The sequence below is a fragment of the Pseudomonas sp. AK106 genome (assembly GCF_053903055.1).
The window spans coordinates 1,386,538-1,404,091 of sequence record NZ_CP096426.1 but is presented as its reverse complement, the minus strand read 5'-3'; the positions used below and the strand labels follow the sequence as shown (position 1 = coordinate 1,404,091).

Annotated in this window: 11 protein-coding genes; 4 read left to right on the top strand and 7 right to left on the bottom strand. The window is 61.1% G+C overall.

Going from position 1 to position 17,554, the window contains the following annotated elements:
• Window positions 1–26 precede the first annotated feature (26 nt).
• Window positions 27–1,346 (top strand): putative porin, encoded by a 1,320-nt coding sequence (locus tag M1E04_RS06370; RefSeq protein ID WP_456292570.1) that lies wholly within the window; start codon window positions 27–29, stop codon window positions 1,344–1,346.
• A gap of 330 nt (window positions 1,347–1,676) precedes the next feature.
• Here the strand turns inward: M1E04_RS06370 and M1E04_RS06365 are convergent, their stop codons facing one another.
• The 4 genes from M1E04_RS06365 to fadD2 form a co-directional block, all read right to left on the bottom strand.
• The gene (locus M1E04_RS06365; protein WP_456292569.1) at window positions 1,677–2,807 is read right to left on the bottom strand and encodes a beta-ketoacyl-ACP synthase III; all 1,131 of its coding nucleotides are present in this window, start codon (window positions 2,805–2,807) and stop codon (window positions 1,677–1,679) included.
• Between the two features lie 228 nt (window positions 2,808–3,035).
• Window positions 3,036–6,947: an ATP-dependent RNA helicase HrpA gene (hrpA, locus tag M1E04_RS06360; RefSeq protein ID WP_456292568.1), complete on the bottom strand. Its 3,912-nt coding sequence runs from the start codon at window positions 6,945–6,947 to the stop codon at window positions 3,036–3,038.
• 666 nt (window positions 6,948–7,613) lie between these two features.
• A complete protein-coding gene (gene fadD1 / locus M1E04_RS06355; protein ID WP_456292567.1) occupies window positions 7,614–9,311 on the bottom strand; it encodes a long-chain-fatty-acid--CoA ligase FadD1 in 1,698 nt (565 codons plus the stop codon).
• Between the two features lie 356 nt (window positions 9,312–9,667).
• Complete coding sequence (gene fadD2 / locus M1E04_RS06350; protein ID WP_192134033.1) at window positions 9,668–11,356, bottom strand: long-chain-fatty-acid--CoA ligase FadD2; 1,689 nt, start codon at window positions 11,354–11,356, stop codon at window positions 9,668–9,670.
• Between the two features lie 226 nt (window positions 11,357–11,582).
• Here fadD2 and M1E04_RS06345 point away from each other — a divergent pair, with 226 nt between their 5' ends.
• Both M1E04_RS06345 and M1E04_RS06340 read left to right on the top strand, forming a co-directional pair.
• Window positions 11,583–12,527, top strand: a complete 945-nt coding sequence (locus M1E04_RS06345) for an alpha/beta hydrolase (protein ID WP_456292566.1) — start codon at window positions 11,583–11,585, stop codon at window positions 12,525–12,527.
• Window positions 12,528–12,567: 40 nt separating this feature from the next.
• Entirely contained in the window at window positions 12,568–13,038 is a 471-nt protein-coding gene (locus M1E04_RS06340) for a MaoC family dehydratase (RefSeq protein WP_065992646.1), read from the top strand.
• Between the two features lie 111 nt (window positions 13,039–13,149).
• Here M1E04_RS06340 and ccoM read toward each other — a convergent pair whose 3' ends face one another.
• The 3 genes from ccoM to M1E04_RS06325 all read right to left on the bottom strand — a co-directional run bounded on the left by ccoM (window position 13,150) and on the right by M1E04_RS06325 (window position 13,974).
• Window positions 13,150–13,266 carry a cytochrome c oxidase subunit CcoM gene (gene ccoM, locus M1E04_RS06335; RefSeq protein WP_296310393.1) on the bottom strand — a complete coding sequence of 39 codons (117 nt, stop codon included), beginning with the start codon at window positions 13,264–13,266 and terminating at the stop codon, window positions 13,150–13,152.
• 132 nt (window positions 13,267–13,398) lie between these two features.
• Entirely contained in the window at window positions 13,399–13,560 is a 162-nt protein-coding gene (locus M1E04_RS06330) for a hypothetical protein (RefSeq protein ID WP_167355831.1), read from the bottom strand.
• Window positions 13,561–13,626: 66 nt separating this feature from the next.
• Window positions 13,627–13,974, bottom strand: a complete 348-nt coding sequence (locus M1E04_RS06325) for an aspartate-semialdehyde dehydrogenase (RefSeq protein ID WP_065992645.1) — start codon at window positions 13,972–13,974, stop codon at window positions 13,627–13,629.
• A gap of 205 nt (window positions 13,975–14,179) precedes the next feature.
• Between M1E04_RS06325 and rapA the strand changes: the two genes are divergently transcribed.
• Window positions 14,180–17,026: an RNA polymerase-associated protein RapA gene (gene rapA, locus M1E04_RS06320; protein WP_456292565.1), complete on the top strand. Its 2,847-nt coding sequence runs from the start codon at window positions 14,180–14,182 to the stop codon at window positions 17,024–17,026.
• The last annotated feature ends 528 nt before the right edge of the window (window positions 17,027–17,554 follow it).

The following is a 17,554-nucleotide window of genomic DNA, read 5'->3' as shown; positions in this document are numbered from 1 at the left end:
ATCCCTTCTCAGTTACGGAGATTGATATGCGTCTTGCTTCCACGAAAACTGCGGCAGCCCTGTGTGGTGGTGTGCTGCTGGCCATGAGCGTTCCGGCCAGCGCCGCAGTCGACGCGAAACTGCTCGACATGCTCAAGGCCAACGGCTCGATTTCACCTGCCCAGTATGCCGAACTGCAAACCGAGCTGACCAAAGACCAGTTGGCTCAGCAACAGGCTCAGAAGGCCACGTCCGACCAGATCGCCGCCGCCACCACGGCCAAGTCCTCCGAGCTGTCTGCCTTCGAGCAGAAAGTGGCATGGGCAGCGAAGACTCAATTCAAAGGTGACGTTCGCGTTCGGCAAGAGACGGTCAAGATCGACGACCAGAACAACAGCCAGGACAAAAACCGTCAGCGTATCCGTGTGCGTCTCGGCGCCTACAGCGAGATCAACCCGCAAGTCAGCACCGGCATCCGTATCGCCACCGGTGGTGACAATAAGGCCAACTCCACCAACGTTGACCAGAACGACTACTTCACCAAGAAAGACCTGTGGCTGGATCAGGGCTTCATCGACTACCACCCGACCGCAATCCAGAACCTGCACGTCATCGGCGGCAAGATGGCTCAGCTATGGGTCAGCGAAGGCGACGTGATCTGGGACAACGACATCAACCCTGAAGGTCTGGCCGCCACTTACAGCCTGCCGATCAACAAGGGCTTCGAGCTGTTCGGCAGCGCCGGTACCTACACCCTCAAGGACAACATCAGCGGCGAAGGTACGCAGTTCAAGAACGACCTGCGCCTGAACGCGGCTCAGTTGGGTACGCGGATCGCCATCACCGACAACGTGAAGATGACGGTCGGCGGTTCGGTCTACAACTATGAAAACTCCAACGACTGTAATCCGGCGGCTGCCAGCACCAGCACAACGTTCTGTGGCTTGAGCATCAACGGCAACAACACCACTGACTTCCGCCTGTACGAAGGCTTCGGTCAACTGGACCTGACCGGCTTTGTCGTACCGGTCGGCCTGTACGGTCAGTACGTGGTCAACAGCGCCACCAACAGCGACGAAGACACCGCCTGGCTGGCGGGTGTAAAAACCAAGGTGTTCGGTTTCGGTCTGGACTACAACTACCGCGACACGCAGCGTAACGCTGTGGTGGGTGCTTTCACCGACTCCGATTTCGCCAACGGCACTACCGGTTCGCGCGGTCACAAGCTGGCCATTTCCTACGACATCGACAAGAACTTCGCCGTCGGCGCGACGTACTTCCTGACCAAAGCGGACTTCGCGACCTCTGCGCTGCCGCGTGATCAGGATGCCAACACGCTGCAGCTGGACGTACTGGCGAAGTTTTAAGAAAGACAGCTTCAAGCTGCACGTTACACGCTGAACGCTTGAAGCGGCGCGCTACTGCCGTTTGAAGCTGCTACAGACCTCAAGCCCGCCGTTGCCCTGTCGGATCCCCATCATCCGTTCCGACAGGGCAACGCCGGGCTTTTTTGTTGCGATGCCATACGCCGAACCTGTAGGAGCGTGGCTTGTCCCGCGATCGGCTGCGCAGCAGTCGTTAAACCTCGCCACGCCATTCTTGCTGACACACCGCATTCATTGTGTTGCTGCCGCTGCGCGCCAGATCGCGGGACAAGCCACGCTCCTACGTCATCAACCGCGGTCATGCCGCGCGCATCACTTCTTGCGCAAGATCACGCTACCAATCGAATACCCCGCGCCGAACGAGCTGAGTACGCCCAGCGCGCCGCTTGGCAGGTCGTCCTGGTGTTCGTGAAACGCGATCACCGAACCTGCGGAGCTGGTGTTGGCGTAGCGGTCGAGGATCACCGGCGCTTCTTCGACAGTGGCGTCGCGGCCCAGCAGTTTCTTCACGATCAGGTGGTTCATGCTCAGGTTGGCCTGATGCAGCCAGAACCGTTGCACGTCGCTGACGTTCAGCTGGTTCTCATCCAGGTGCGCGGCCACCAGTTCGGCGACCATCGGGCAGACGTCGCGGAACACCTTGCGGCCTTCCTGCACGAACAGCTTGTCCTGCTTGTCCTGCTTGCCTTGGCCCTCTTCCGCCGTGCGGTTGAGGAAACCGAAGTTGTTGCGGATGTTATTGGAGAACGTCGTCAGCAGCTTGGTGCCGACGATGTCGAACTGGTGCTGGGAGGTTGCCAGGTCAGCACGCTCGACCACCACCGCCGTGGCCGCGTCACCGAAGATGAAGTGGCTGTCACGGTCGCGGAAATTAAGGTGAGCGGTGCAGATCTCAGGGCTGATGACCAACAGCGCGCGGGCCTGGCCCAGCTTGACGCTGTTGCATGCGGTCTGGATGCCGAACGTGGCCGAGGAGCACGCCACGTTCATGTCAAAGCCGAAGCCCTCAACGCCCAGCGCCGCCTGGATTTCGATGGAGATCGCCGGATACGCGCGCTGTAGGTTGGAACAGGCGACGATCACGCCGTCGATGTCAGCGGGAGTCTTGCCGGCACGCTGCAGGGCCTGTTTGGCCGCGGCAACGCCCATCTCGCAGAGGATCGACCACTCGTCATTGGAACGCTCGGGCAGACGCGGCTTCATGCGCTGGGGGTCGAGAATGCCGTCCTTGTCCATCACGTAACGGCTTTTGATGCCGCTGGCTTTTTCGATGAACGCCGCGTTGGATTCCGTCAGTGCCTGAACCTCTCCCGCTTCGATCGCGGCGGCATTTTCGGCGTTGAACTGGGCAACGTAGGTGTTGAAAGACTGCACCAGCTCATCGTTGGAAATACTGTTGGCGGGGGTGAAAAGCCCGGTGCCACTGATCACGACTTCGTACACGGTCGTTCCTCTCGAGATAAAAGCAGCTCATTGACGGCAGCAGCTGAACAGCCAGCACAAGCGGGGGCGTTGGCGATCTGGGACGAAGGTCCCAATGCAACGGGGCAGCAACCCGCTTGGCGGACGACGGATGTTTTATGACGCTATGAAGTTTAGCCGCGAAGTTTGCCATAACGGCCGCCATTTCGCGCTATCGGGTAATGTAATCGGCACTGCGGGCCGAGGGGATCACCCCTCGACCTGAGTCCACTGCTTGTTCAGGCGCTTGTCCGAGATCGGCACTTTGGTGCCCAGTTGCTGCGCGAACAGCGACACGCGGTATTCCTCCAGCCACCAGCGATACACCACCAGCTCCGGGTCGCGCTTGCCTTCCTGGGCATGTTTGTCGGCGCGGGCCTGGTACTGCGCCCAGAGATTGCCCAGTTCGATGCTCCAGACCCTGTCCTTCTGCGCCTGGCTGCCGAGTTTCTCGAGGCGCATTTCGATGGCCTTGAGGTAACGCGGCAGTTCCTTGAGCCACACCGCCGGGGTTTCGCGGACGAAGCCCGGATACACCAGCTTGCTCAGCTGGCCTTTGATGTCGTTCAGCGCAACGGCCTGGGCCAGATCGATCTTGCCCTTGAAGCGCTTTTGCAGGCCATGCCACAGCTTGAGAATCTCCAGCGTCAGCCTTGCCAGCCGCTCCGCATGTTCGGTCAGACCGCCACGCTTGCGCTCGGCCAGTGACAGCAGGCCGGCGCCGTCTCGGGGCAACGTCGTTTCGCCCTCGAGAATGCAGCTGTCGAGACTCGCCAGCAGTATGTCTTCGATCAATGCATCGACCCGACCCAAGTCGCGGTACAGCAAGGCCAGCTCGGTCTGTCCCGGCAACTTGCTGCGCAAAAACTTGGTCGGCTCGGCCAGTTGCTGCAACAACAGCCGTTGCAGGGCTCGGCGGTGCTGGTATTCGGCCTCGGCCTGGGTGGAGAAACGCCCTTCTTTGACCGCGCCGCCCTCTTCCACCAGCGCCGGATACACCGTCATCGACAGCCCGGCGATGTTCTGCTGAGTCTTCTCGGCCACCTTTGCAAAGCCCTTGGCCTCGACCGGCTGCTGACCTTTCGCCGAGTGCGGCACTGCGAGTGCAGCCTGTCCGGCCTCGGCGAAACGGGCGGTCAGCTCATCCAGCTCACGGCCTTCACCGAGGAACTTGCCGTTGGCGTCGACCACTTCAAGGTTCATTTTCAGGTGGCTTTCCACCTGCTGCGCCGCTTCGGCCCAGGCTTCGTCGGTCACCCGCACGCCGGTCATGCGCAACAGCTCGCGGCCCAGTGCCTGGGGCAACGAGCCTTCGGCGAAGACCATCCGCTGCAATGCGGCTTTGACGAAGTCCGGCACCGGCACGAAATTCTTGCGCAGCGCCTTGGGCAGGTTGCGCACCAGCGCCACGCATTTGGTTTCCAGCAGCCCTGGCACCAGCCACTCCAGGCGCTCGGCCGGTAACGACAGCAACAGCGGCGCCGGCACCCGCAGGGTCACGCCGTCACGGGGGTGGTTGGGCTCGAAGTGATAGGTCAGCGACAGGGTCAGTTCGCCCAGGCGCAAAGTGTCCGGGTACTGATTGGCGGTGACTTCGCTGGCTTCACGGGCGAGCACATCTTCCTCGCGCATGATCAGCAACTGCGGGTTCTTCTGGCTCTCCATCCGGTACCAGGCGTCGAACGTCGCGGTCTGGTGAATCTCCGCCGGCAAGCGTTCGTCGTAATACCGATACAGGGTTTCTTCGTCGGCCAGGATGTCTCGGCGACGCGCCTTGGCTTCCAGTTCGTCGAGCTGCTCCAGCAATTTGGCATTGGCTGAGAGGCATTTGGCCCGGGACTGGATTTCACCGCGCACCAGCCCTTCGCGAATGAAGAACTCGCGGGACACCACCGGATCGATCGGCCCGAAATGCACGGGCCGACGCCCAACCACGATAAGGCCGAACAGGGTGATCTGCTCGAAGGCGACGACCTGGCCGCGCTTCTTTTCCCAATGGGGTTCAAAGTGGTTTTTCTTGATCAGGTGCCCGGCGAGGGGTTCGATCCAGTCCGGTTCGATCTTCGCCACCATGCGTGCATACAGCTTGGTGGTCTCGACCAGCTCGGCGGCCATGATCCATTGTGGCCGCTTGCGGCCCAGCCCCGAAGACGGATGCACCCAGAAACGCCGCTGACGCGCGCCCATGTAGTCGCCATCTTCAGTCTTCTGACCGATCTGGCTGAGCAGGCCCGAGAGCACCGCCTTGTGGAATTTCGGGAAATCGGCCGGCTCTTTATTGACCGTCAGTTGCAGGTCGCGACAGATCAGGCTCAATTGACGATGGGAGTCACGCCACTCGCGCAGGCGCAAGTAATTGAGGAAATTACGGCGGCACCAGTTACGCAGAGGGCTGGCGGTCAGGGCCTGGCGCTGTTCTTCGAAACCGCGCCATAGATTGACCAGCCCGGCGAAGTCGGAGTCCTGATCTTTCCACTGCGCGTGGGCTTGGTCGGCGGCCTGCTGACGCTCCGGCGGACGCTCGCGGGGGTCCTGAATCGACATGGCGCTGGCGACAATCAACACTTCCTGCAGGCTGCCCTGCTTCGCCGCTTCGAGCAACATGCGGCCCATGCGCGGGTCCACCGGCAGGCGTGCCAGTTGCCGGCCCATCGGCGTCAGGTTGTTCTCGCGATCGACCGCTGACAGCTCCTGCAACAGGTTGAAGCCGTCGCTGATCGCCTTGCCGTCCGGCGGCTCGATGAACGGGAAATCGGTGATCTGGCCCAGCCGCAGGTGGAGCATCTGCAGGATCACCGCCGCCAGGTTGGTGCGCAGAATCTCCGGATCGGTGAATTCAGGCCGGGAGAGGAAATCCTCCTCGCTGTACAGACGCACGCACAGGCCCGGCTCGACCCGACCGCAACGGCCCTTGCGCTGGTTGGCGCTGGCCTGGGAAATTGCTTCGATGGGCAGGCGCTGCACTTTGGCGCGGTAGCTGTAGCGGCTGATGCGCGCGGTGCCGGTGTCGATGACGTAGCGGATACCCGGCACGGTCAGCGAGGTTTCGGCGACGTTGGTCGCCAGTACCACGCGACGGCCCGGGTGAGACTGGAAAATTCGTTGCTGCTCGGCCGGCGACAGGCGCGCGTACAGCGGCAGGATTTCGGTGTGCTTGAGTTGAGCCTTGCGCAGCATCTCGGCGGCGTCACGGATTTCCCGCTCGCCGGGCAGAAACACCAGCACATCGCCGGGGGACTTGCGCTCGCTGCGTTCAAAGGCGGCCAGTTCGTCCAGCGTAGCGAGAATCGCCTGATCGACGGTCAGGTCTTCCTCGATGCTGTTGCCCTCTTCGTCCTGCTGGGCGGTCATCGGCCGGTACCAGGTCTCTACCGGGAAGGTCCGGCCCGAGACTTCGATGACCGGCGCCTTGTCGAAATGCTCCGAGAAGCGTTCGAGGTCGATGGTCGCCGAGGTGATGATGACTTTCAGGTCCGGGCGACGGGGCAGCAGGGTTTTCAGATAACCGAGCAGGAAGTCGATGTTCAGGCTGCGTTCGTGGGCTTCGTCGACGATGATCGTGTCGTAGCGCTCAAGAAAGCGGTCGTGCTGGGTTTCGGCGAGCAGGATGCCGTCGGTCATCAGCTTGATCAGGGTGTTTTCGTCGCTCTGGTCTTCGAAGCGCACCTGATAACCCACCAACCCGCCCAGCGGCGTGCCGACTTCTTCGGCGACCCGGCTGCCGACGCTCCGTGCTGCGATGCGACGTGGCTGGGTGTGGCCGATCAGTCCGTGCTGCCCGCGACCGATTTCCAGACAGATTTTCGGCAGCTGAGTGGTTTTGCCCGAGCCGGTTTCGCCGGCGATGATCAACACCTGATGTTCAAGGATCGCTTTCTTGATCTCGTCGCGCTTGGCGGCGATCGGCAGGTTTTCGTCGTAGCGCAGGGTCGGCACGCTTTGCGCGCGACTCAGCACACGGGCGCACGATGCCTGCACGCGCTCGACCCACTGCGCCAGCTTCGTCTCGTCCGGTTTCTTGCGCAGCTCATGCAATTGCCGGCGCAAGCGATGACGATCGCTGATCATCGCGTGGTCGAGATTTTTGAAGAGTTGGTCGATGGAGGTCGAATCGTCGGTCATCAGGGCGCGGAATCTTTCTATCTGAATGCAGGGCGCGGATTGTCGCAGATTTGGTGGGGTGGAGGCAGGTCTGTGGCGCAAAGGCATTCACGGGCAGGGTGTAAGGCCTCGCGCGCAATGTGGAGCGCCACCCCGGTCGCTCCCACGAGGTCGTGACGGCTTCCACATGGGGGGTTTGTGCCAAAAAATTAATGGCGGTCATGCGGGCCTCTTCCCGGCTGAAGCCGGTCCCACTAAGAGCAGCGCGTGCATCCAGTAAAATATGTGGCGATCACACCGGCCTCTTCCCGGCTGAAGCCGATCCTACAGTGGGTGCGCAGTAGGTCTGTGGGACCGGCTTTAGCCGGGAAGCTTGTGATCTGCTTTTGATCTTCGGACGCAAAAAGTCCAGTCACTGCCAAACGCGACTTGGGTGCAGGCTGAACGCAGGTTTCGCGGAGTGGGCCGAGCCGCATGGATGCGGCGAGAGCGCCGTCAGGACATGGATGTCCGTTCGGCGCGGGCCCACGGAGCAGGACCGGAGTGAAGGAACCCCGACGAAGTCGGGGCCCAACCAGGAGCAAAAGCCTTTGGTTACTTGGGGCTTTATCAAGTAACTCGCCGAAGGCGAAACCCGAGGCCGTTAGGCCGACCACGCTGCCGGGGTCTGTGGTTGTCAGGGCTGACTTACGCCGGCTTCTTAAGCGCCAGCTTTTTCAGTTCTTCGTCACGCAGTTCGCGGCGCAGGATCTTGCCAACGTTGGTGGTCGGCAGGGCGTCGCGGAATTCCACGCTGCGCGGCACTTTATAAGCCGTGACGTTGGCGCGCATGTGCTCCATGACTTGATCCTTACTCAGGGTCGTGCCCGGTTTGCACACCACGAACAGCTTGATCGCCTCGCCGGATTTCTCGTCCGGGATACCGATGGCCGCGCACTGCAAGACGCCGGGCAGGGTCGCCAGCACATCTTCCAGTTCGTTCGGGTACACGTTGAAACCGGAGACCAGAATCATGTCCTTCTTGCGATCAACGATGCGCATGTAGCCATCCGGCTGGATGATTGCGATGTCACCGGTCTTCAACCAACCGTCGGCATCGAGCATCTCGTCGGTGGCCGCCTGATTTTGCCAGTAGCCTTTCATCACCTGCGGACCCTTAATGCACAGCTCGCCCACTTCGCCGACCAGCAGCTCTTCGCCAGCGTCATTAATGGTCTTGCACAGGGTCGAAGGCACGGGAATGCCGATGGTGCCCATCTGGATCTTCTGGAACGGGTTGACCGACGCCACCGGGCTGGTCTCGGTCATGCCGTACCCTTCGCAGATCGAGCAGCCGGTCACCTCTTTCCAGCGCTCGGCCGCAGCGGTTTGCAGGGCCATGCCGCCCGAGAGGGTGAGTTTCAGCGAGGAGAAATCCAGGTGGCGGAAGTCGGCGTTATTGCACAGCGCGACGAACAGCGTGTTGAGCCCGACGAAGCCGGAAAACTTCCACTTCGACAGCTCTTTCACCATCGCCGACAAATCACGGGGGTTGCTGATCAGCACGTTGTGGTTGCCGCTCAGCATCATCGCCATGCAGTGAAAGGTGAACGCATAGATGTGGTACAGCGGCAACGGCGTGATCAGAATCTCCGTGCCTTCATTGAGGTTGGCCGCCATCAGCGCCCGGCATTGCAGCATGTTGGCGATCAGGTTGCGGTGGGTGAGCATCGCGCCCTTGGCCACGCCGGTGGTGCCGCCGGTGTATTGCAGCACCGCGACGTCGTCGCCGGTCGGCGAAACATCCCGCACCGGCTGACCGTGCCCCTTGGCCAGCACGTCGTTGAATTTGACCGCCTTGGGCAGGTGAAACGGCGGAACCATCTTCTTCACGTACTTGATGACGCTGTTGACCAGCAGGCGCTTGAGGGGCGGCAGCAGGTCGGCGACTTCGGTGACGATGATGTGCTTGACGCCGGTCTTGGGCACGACCTTCTCGGCCAGGTGCGCCATGTTCGCCAGGCAGACCAGCGCCTTGGCGCCGGAGTCGTTGAATTGGTGTTCCATTTCCCGCGCGGTGTACAGCGGGTTGGTGTTGACCACGATGAGCCCGGCACGAATGGCACCGAACACCGCGACCGGGTACTGCAGCACGTTGGGCAACTGCACGGCGATGCGATCGCCCGGTTGCAGGTCGGTGTGCTGTTGCAGATACGCCGCAAAGGCACCGGACAGCGCGTACATTTCGCCGTAGGTGAGGGTCTTGCCCAGGTTGCTGAACGCAGGTTTGTTGGCGAAACGCTCGCAGGACTGTTTCAATACGGCCTGTACGTTCGGATACTGATCCGGATCGATATCGGCAGCGATACCTGTCGGATATTTATCCTTCCAGAAGTTTTCGAGCATAAAAGCCGACTCCTCAGCAACAGCGTTTCTACACACCGCTTGATGCGATGATTTCTTGTGTTTGGAATATTGTAGTAACCGCTTTTTGTTGACCGTTGGCACAAAAAGCGGGGCGAGCGTATCAGCTTTGCCAAAGGCCGCCTAGAGCCAAAAGCGGGCTCTCCAGTCACATACCTGACTCTTGAATAGGCCACGGTCACGTTTAGAGCAATGAACCTAAATGTCGGAAATATCCTACGGTTATGTTCATTTATGCGGCCCCCTCAAACCCTGCAGCCAAACACCGGGCAAAAAAACGGCGTGATCATCACGCCGTTTTGTGCGGGTAAAGCTCAGGGGAAGGAAGCGATGCCGGATCAGGCGATATCCCGCAGCTCGCGCCGCAGGATTTTCCCCACAGGCGTCATCGGCAACGACTCACGCAGCACGATCTGCTTGGGAATCTTGTAGCCGGTGAAGTTCTCCTTGCAGTATGCCTTCAACTCCTCGCTGGTCAGCGTGGCATCCCTCGGCACCACGAACAGCTTCACAGCTTCGCCCGAACGGTCGTCCGGAACGCCGATCACCGCACAGTTCGCGACTTTCGGATGCCGCGAGACAACGTCTTCGATCTCGTTCGGGTAGACGTTGAAGCCCGAGACAATGATCAGGTCCTTCTTGCGGTCCACGATACGAATGAACCCGTCCGGGTCGATTACCGCAATGTCCCCGGTTTTCAGCCAGCCTTCGCTGTCCAGCACTTCGGCGGTGGCCTCTGGCTTGTTCCAGTAACCGAGCATGATCTGCGGCCCCTTGAGGCACAGCTCGCCGCGCTCACCCACAGGCAGCTCGGCACCGTCGTCGCTGATGACCTTCGCCGTGGTGCCCGGCACCGGCATGCCCACCGTCCCCAGCCTGGACTGAGTGCCATAGGGGTTGGCGGTGGCGACGGGAGAGGTTTCGGTCAGGCCATAGCCCTCGACGATCGGGCAGCCGGTCAATTGCAGCCAGCGCTCGGCGGTGGCTTTGACCAGCGCGGTGCCGCCGGAATTGGTCAGGCGCAACGTCGAGAAATCCAGATTCTTGAATTCGGGATGGTCCATCAGCGCCACGAACAGCGTGTTGAGGCCGAGCATTGCCGAGAACTTCCACTTCTTCAGCTCTTTGATGAAGCCGCCGATGTCCCGCGGGTTGGTGATCAGCAGGTTGTGATTGCCGCTGACCATCATGCACATGCAATTACAGGTGAACGCATAGATGTGATAAAGCGGCAGCGGCGCCACCATGATCTCGCTGCCCTGCTTGAAGATCGGCCGCCCGTCGGGCCCGTGCTGCTGCATGCAGGCATAGACCTGCTGCATGTTGGCGACCAGATTGCCGTGGGTCAGCATCGCGCCTTTCGGCGAACCGGTGGTGCCGCCGGTGTACTGCAGCACAGCGACGTCATCCAGCGCCATTGGCACCCGTTGCAGACGATCGCCCTTGCCCAGCTTGAGCACACGTTTGAACGGGATGGCTTGGGGCAAGTGGTACGCGGGCACCAGCTTCTTGACCTTTTCGACCACGGTGTTGATCAGCCAGCCTTTGGCCGCCGACTGCATGTCGCCCATCTTCACTTCGATGAGGTACTGAATATCGGTGTCCGCGAGCACTTCCTGCACGTTCTTGCCGAAGACGTTGAGATAGACCAGTGCGCGGGCGCCGGAATCCTTGAACTGGTGGCGCATCTCCCGGGCGGTGTACAGCGGATTGGTGTTGACGACGATCAGGCCGGCGCGCATGGCACCGAACACGGCGATGGGGTACTGGATGAGGTTGGGCATCTGCACGGCGATGCGGTCGCCGGGTTTGAGGTCAGTCTGCTGTTGCAGGTAACCGGCGAAGGCCGCCGATTGGCGCTCAAGCTCTGCGTAACTCAGGGTGACACCCATGTTGCTGTAGGCCGGCCGATCGGCGTACTGGCGGCAACTGCGCTCGAACACTTCGATCACCGATGTGTACGCCTGCAGGTCCACCTCAGAAAGAACGCCAGCGGGCCGCTTGTCGTTCCAGAATTCAGGTTGCATGTTGTTTTTATCCTCTTACCTGAGTGTACTGGCCCCGTGGTATTTAAACGGGCGTTTGCCGGACGTTAGCAGCTATGGCATAGAAGGCAAATAGTCGTCGCCACGTCATCACCGGTGTGAATCTTGCGGGTAACCAGCCTGCCATCCGGCTACCGCTATACACTCAAGCAAAGCGCTCGCCACTGCGTTTTTTGAGACAACTTTTTACAGGGGCCAGGAAAACGCGATGGAACACGAAGCTTTTTGGCTGGACGCTCAAGATCACAGTCGTCTCTATGTGCGGACCTGGAGGCCGATGGGCAATGCCCGGGCGGTGGTCATGCTTTCCCACGGGATGGCTGAGCACGGCGGGCGCTATGACAGACTCGGCGGGGCACTGATGCGGGCAGGCTTCGCCTTGTATGCCGCCGATCAGCGTGGCCACGGCCATTCGGCCTCCCATGGCACTGTGGGTCATTTCGCCGATCAGGACGGCTGGAACAAAGTGGTCGGCGACCTCGCCACGCTGAAAGCGTCGATTGCGGTGCGCCATCCGGGCGTGCCGGTGTTCCTGCTCGGTCACAGCATGGGCAGTTACATCGCCCAGGGGTATTTGCTGCACCACAGCGCCAGTGTGCAAGGGGCGATTCTCAGCGGCTCGAATTACCATCCGGTCGCCTTCTACCGCTCGGCGGCGCTGGTTGCTCGTTTTGAACGCTGGCGCCAAGGGCCGGCGGGTCGCAGCGCGTTGATCGAGCACCTGTCGTTCGGCTCGTTCAACAAACGATTCAAGCCCGTACGCACCTGCTATGACTGGCTCAACCGCGACCCGGCCGAGGTCGACGCGTACAGCCATGACCCGATGTGTGGCTTTCGCTGCACCAATCAGTTGTGGATGGACCTGCTTGGCGGCCTGCAACAGATCAGCAAGCGTTCGAACCTGGCGCAGATCGATTCCGGACTGCCAATCCTGATTATCGGTGGCGAATGTGATCCGGTGAGCGATGGCAAGCGTCTCACGCATCTGGCCGACGCTCTGAGCGGCACCGACCACCCGTTTGTTACGCTGAAGGTCTACCCGCAGGCGCGTCACGAGATTTTCCTGGAGATCAATCGTGAAGAGGTCACCCATGACCTGCTTGCCTGGCTTGAACAGGCGCTACAGCAGCCAAGGCCGCGCCGCAGCGAATGACCCCGGTGGTTCATCTTTCCCAACTGTCACAGGACACCCCATGACCCAAGTCACCAACACGCCGTACGAATCCCTTGAAGTCGGCCAGACCGCCAGCTACAGCAAAACCGTCGAGGAGCGTCACATCCAGCTGTTCGCCGAGATGTCCGGCGACCGCAACCCGGTGCACCTGGACGCTGAGTTCGCGGCCAAGAGCATGTTCAAGGATCGCATCGCCCACGGCATGTTCAGCGGCGCATTGATCAGCGCGGCAGTGGCCTGTGAACTGCCTGGCCCGGGCACTATTTACCTGGGTCAGCAGATGACCTTCCAGAAGCCGGTCAAGATCGGCGACACCCTGACCGTGCGCCTGGAGATCCTCGAGAAACTGCCGAAATTCCGCGTGCGCATCGCCACTCGCGTGTTCAATCAGAACGATGAACTGGTGGTGGATGGCGAGGCCGAGATCCTTGCGCCACGCAAGCTGCAGACCGTGACCCTGGCCGATCTGCCGCCCATCACCGTGGGTTGAGCCGCCGCCAGCATCCTCCCGGCGCAGCAATCAGCACGCACAACCACCGCGCAAAAAAAATGGGCAACCGAAGTTGCCCAAAATGCCTTGCGTGCTCTTTGTATAGAAAACTCAGCGTCTGCCGCGCCGGGGTGAGTCTTTCCAGATGAACAGTCCGACGCTTGAATAAATCACCATCATCAGCCCCACCGCCATGACGCCGGCTATCACTGCGTGGTCGAGAAACATGCGCGTGCCCTCTGCTTCAGCCTTTGACAGGCGCAGAGTAACCAGAGGGGTAGCGGGAGAAATTGACTCAGGTCAATGCCGGCGTGAATCGCAAACAGCAGCCGGCAGGCGGGGGACGAACGGGAGGCGGGGTCAGCGTTTTTTCGGTTTGCTCTTGGCTTTCTTCTTGCCCTTGCCCAGCGGCATGGCCTGTTCAAACGCGCTTCGGACTTCGTTCAGCCGTTTGTCATTGAGGTCGTGAACACGCTTGGCGCGTTCGGCACTCAGGTCTACCAGTTTGTCGTCATCGCTCATGGCGTATCGCTCGTGAATACCTGTTGCCGCCAATAATGCGCAATCGCAGCGGCGCTGACCAGCGCCTCAGACCTTCAGGTCGACCCACAGGCCCTGGCGTGGCTCGTCGTCGATGATCGGGACCACCGGCACAGTGTCGTCGGCATTGAGGAAATCCCCGGGAATGGCCGGGCCTTCTTGCAGATCGGGGTGACGGTCAGCCACGCGCCGGTCGCTGCGGCGGCGTTGATGGCGGCGTTGTTCTTCGCGCAGCAGCAATTCGGCCTGCTCGCGGTCACGTTCGCCCATGTCGATATTGGTTTCGCTCGAACTCTTTTGAATCGGCGTTACCGGCGGGATGTCCGGGGTGGGTTTGACCGGGTCCAGCTGCGAAGTCACGGGGGCCGCGCTCAATGGGATCAGCGGTGGCAGCATGGTAATGGTCTCCTGTTATCAAGCTGTCGGCTGCCGTTTCGTCGACTTGAGCCGATTCAAGCGCGAGTTTCGACTATGTTTTTCGCAGCAAGTGCCCGTTCAGCCACGCCCCCCACTATATCCGGGGGTTTTTACAATGTGGCTTTGGCCTGGGCGCCTTGTTCCGTTAACATAGTCGGCTTTTTCAAGGCGGGAGTCAGGCAGCATGTCGCAGCAGTATCAACCGGGGCAACGCTGGATTAGCGACAGCGAAGCCGAGCTGGGTTTGGGCACCGTTCTGGCACAGGACGGCCGCTTGTTGACCGTGCTCTATCCGGCCACTGGCGACACGCGCCAGTATGCTTTGCGCAATGCGCCGCTGACGCGGGTGCGCTTCTCGCCGGGTGACACCATCACCCACTTCGAAAACTGGAAGATGACCGTCCGCGAAGTCGACGACGTCGAAGGCCTGCTGGTCTACCACGGCCTCAACGCGCAGAACCAGCCGGTGACCCTGCCGGAAACCCAGCTGTCGAACTTCATCCAGTTCCGCCTGGCCACCGACCGCCTGTTTGCCGGGCAGATCGACCCCCTGCCGTGGTTCTCCCTGCGCTATCACACCCTCGAACACACCAGTCGCCAGCTGCAATCCTCGCTGTGGGGCCTGGGCGGCGTGCGTGCGCAACCGATCGCGCACCAGTTGCACATCGCCCGGGAGGTCGCTGACCGTATCGCGCCGCGGGTCTTGCTGGCGGACGAAGTGGGTCTGGGTAAAACCATCGAAGCCGGTCTGGTCATCCACCGCCAGTTGCTGTCGGGCCGCGCTAACCGGGTGCTGATCCTGGTGCCGGAAAACCTGCAGCACCAGTGGCTGGTCGAAATGCGCCGCCGCTTCAACCTGCAGGTCGCGCTGTTTGATGCCGAACGCTTCATCGAAAGCGATGCCAGCAATCCGTTCGAAGACACCCAGCTGGCGCTGGTGTCACTGGAATGGCTGGTTGAAGACGAGAAGGCCCAGGACGCTTTGTTTGCGGCGGGCTGGGACCTGCTGGTGGTCGATGAGGCTCATCACCTGGTCTGGCACGAAGAAAAGGCCAGCCGCGAATACTCGTTGGTCGAGCAACTGGCCGAAGTGATTCCCGGCGTCCTGCTGCTGACGGCAACCCCTGAGCAGCTCGGTCAGGACAGCCACTTTGCCCGTCTGCGCCTGCTGGACCCAAACCGTTTTCATGACCTGCACGCCTTCCGCGCCGAGAGCGAAAACTATCGTCCGGTAGCCGAGGCCGTTCAGGAGCTGCTGGACAAGGGCACGCTGTCGCCCAAGGCCAACGAGACCATCCGTGGTTTCCTCGGCGCCGAAGCCGAGGCGCTGCTGACCGCTGTTGCCGCCGGCGATGCCGAAGCCAGCGCCCGCCTGATCCGTGAACTGCTTGACCGTCACGGCACCGGCCGCGTGCTGTTCCGTAACACCCGCGCCGCCGTGCAAGGGTTCCCGGAGCGCAAACTGCACCCGTATCCCCTGCCCTGCCCGGCCGAATACCTCGAGCTGCCGATTGGCGAACACGCCGACCTGTACCCGGAAGTCAGCTTCCAGGCGATTGGCGAGAGCAGTGAAGAAGAACGCTGGTGGCGCTTCGATCCGCGGGTTGAATGGCTGATCGACACCCTGAAAATGCTCAAGCGCGTGAAGGTGCTGGTCATCTGCGCCCACGCCGAAACCGCGATGGACCTGGAAGACGCGCTGCGCGTGCGCTCCGGCATCCCGGCGACAGTCTTCCACGAAGGCATGAACATCCTGGAGCGTGACCGCGCGGCGGCCTACTTCGCCGACGAAGAGTTCGGCGCCCAAGTGCTGATCTGTTCGGAAATCGGCAGTGAAGGCCGCAACTTCCAGTTCTCCCATCATCTGGTGCTGTTCGATCTGCCCGCGCACCCGGACCTGCTGGAGCAGCGTATCGGTCGTCTGGACCGGATCGGCCAGAAGCACATCATCGAGCTGCACGTGCCGTACCTGGAAACCAGCCCGCAAGAGCGGCTGTTCCAGTGGTATCACGAAGCCCTCAACGCGTTCCTCAACACCTGCCCGACCGGCAATGCGCTGCAGCATACGTTCGGCCCGCGCCTGTTGCCGCAGCTCGATGGCGGTGACGAGGATGACTGGCAGGCCCTGGTGAACGAAGCCCGTACTGAGCGCGAGCGTCTGGAGAGTGAACTGCACACCGGCCGCGACCGCCTGCTGGAGCTCAATTCCGGCGGCGCGGGCGAAGGCGAAGCGCTGGTGGAAGCCATCCTTGAGCAGGACGATCAGTTCACCCTGCCGATCTACATGGAAACCCTGTTCGACGCGTTCGGCATCGACAGCGAAGACCACTCGGAGAATGCGCTGATCCTGCGGCCGAGCGAGAAGATGCTCGACGCCAGCTTCCCGCTGGGCGACGACGAAGGTGTGACCATCACCTACGACCGTAATCAGGCGCTGGCTCGCGAAGACATGCAGTTCATTACCTGGGAACACCCGATGGTGCAGGGCGGCATGGATCTGGTGCTGTCCGGCTCGATGGGCAACACCGCCGTGGCATTGATCAAGAACAAGGCGCTGAAACCTGGCACCGTGCTGCTGGAGTTGCTCTACGTCAGTGAAGTGGTCGCGCCGCGTTCGCTGCAGTTGGGCCGCTACCTGCCGCCGGCTGCACTGCGTTGCCTGCTGGATGGCAACGGCAACGACCTGTCGGGCCGTGTGTCTTTCACCACCCTGAACGGTCAGCTGGAAAGCGTGCCCCGGGCCAGCGCCAACAAGTTCATCCAGGCCCAGCGTGACGTGCTGAACCCGCAGATCAACGCCGCCGAAAGCAAGATCGCGCCCAAGCACGCTGAACGTGTGGCGGAAGCACAGCGACGTCTGGCGGCAGACACCGAAGAAGAACTGGCGCGTCTGACGGCCCTGCAAGCGGTCAACCCGACGGTCCGCGACAGCGAACTGGCGGCATTGCGTGAACAACGTGAGCAAGGCCTGGCCATGCTGGAAAAAGCCGCGCTGCGCCTGGAAGCGATTCGGGTGCTGGTGGCGGGATAAACGGGTTCGCCGCGAATCCGCGGCGAACGCAAAACCTGTAGGAGCGCGCTTGCCCGCGAAGAGGTCTGTACAGCCGCTAACTCCTCAGCGGTGATACCGTCTTGACGAGCAAGGTGGAGCGCCATCCCAGTCCCTCCTAAGGAGAAGGTTGCAGGTTCGAACCCCGCCTGGGACACCATATAGATCGGTGTTTCATAAGATTTTTGGCTTCGGTGTCTCTGACTGTGGGTGCAATGTGGGTGCGTTGATGCACGATACATTGCCAAAAATGAGATATGTTGTGTCACTGACTAGCTCACTTCTGGAGAAATTGACGCTCCGCTTTAATCATGTGTCTAGGTACTCTGCGATTCTCCCGTCATCTCTGCCCCGGCCCTCTCCATCCTCCGGATCTTTCGGGCCCTTTAACCCTTACCGCTCAAATCTTGGCTTTAGATAACCGGCGCGCTAGAACTGCTCGTTTTGCCTGATTTCCAGAATCGGCCGCCAGTGGCACAGGCCGACAATGGTAAGGCGCATGGTTTCATC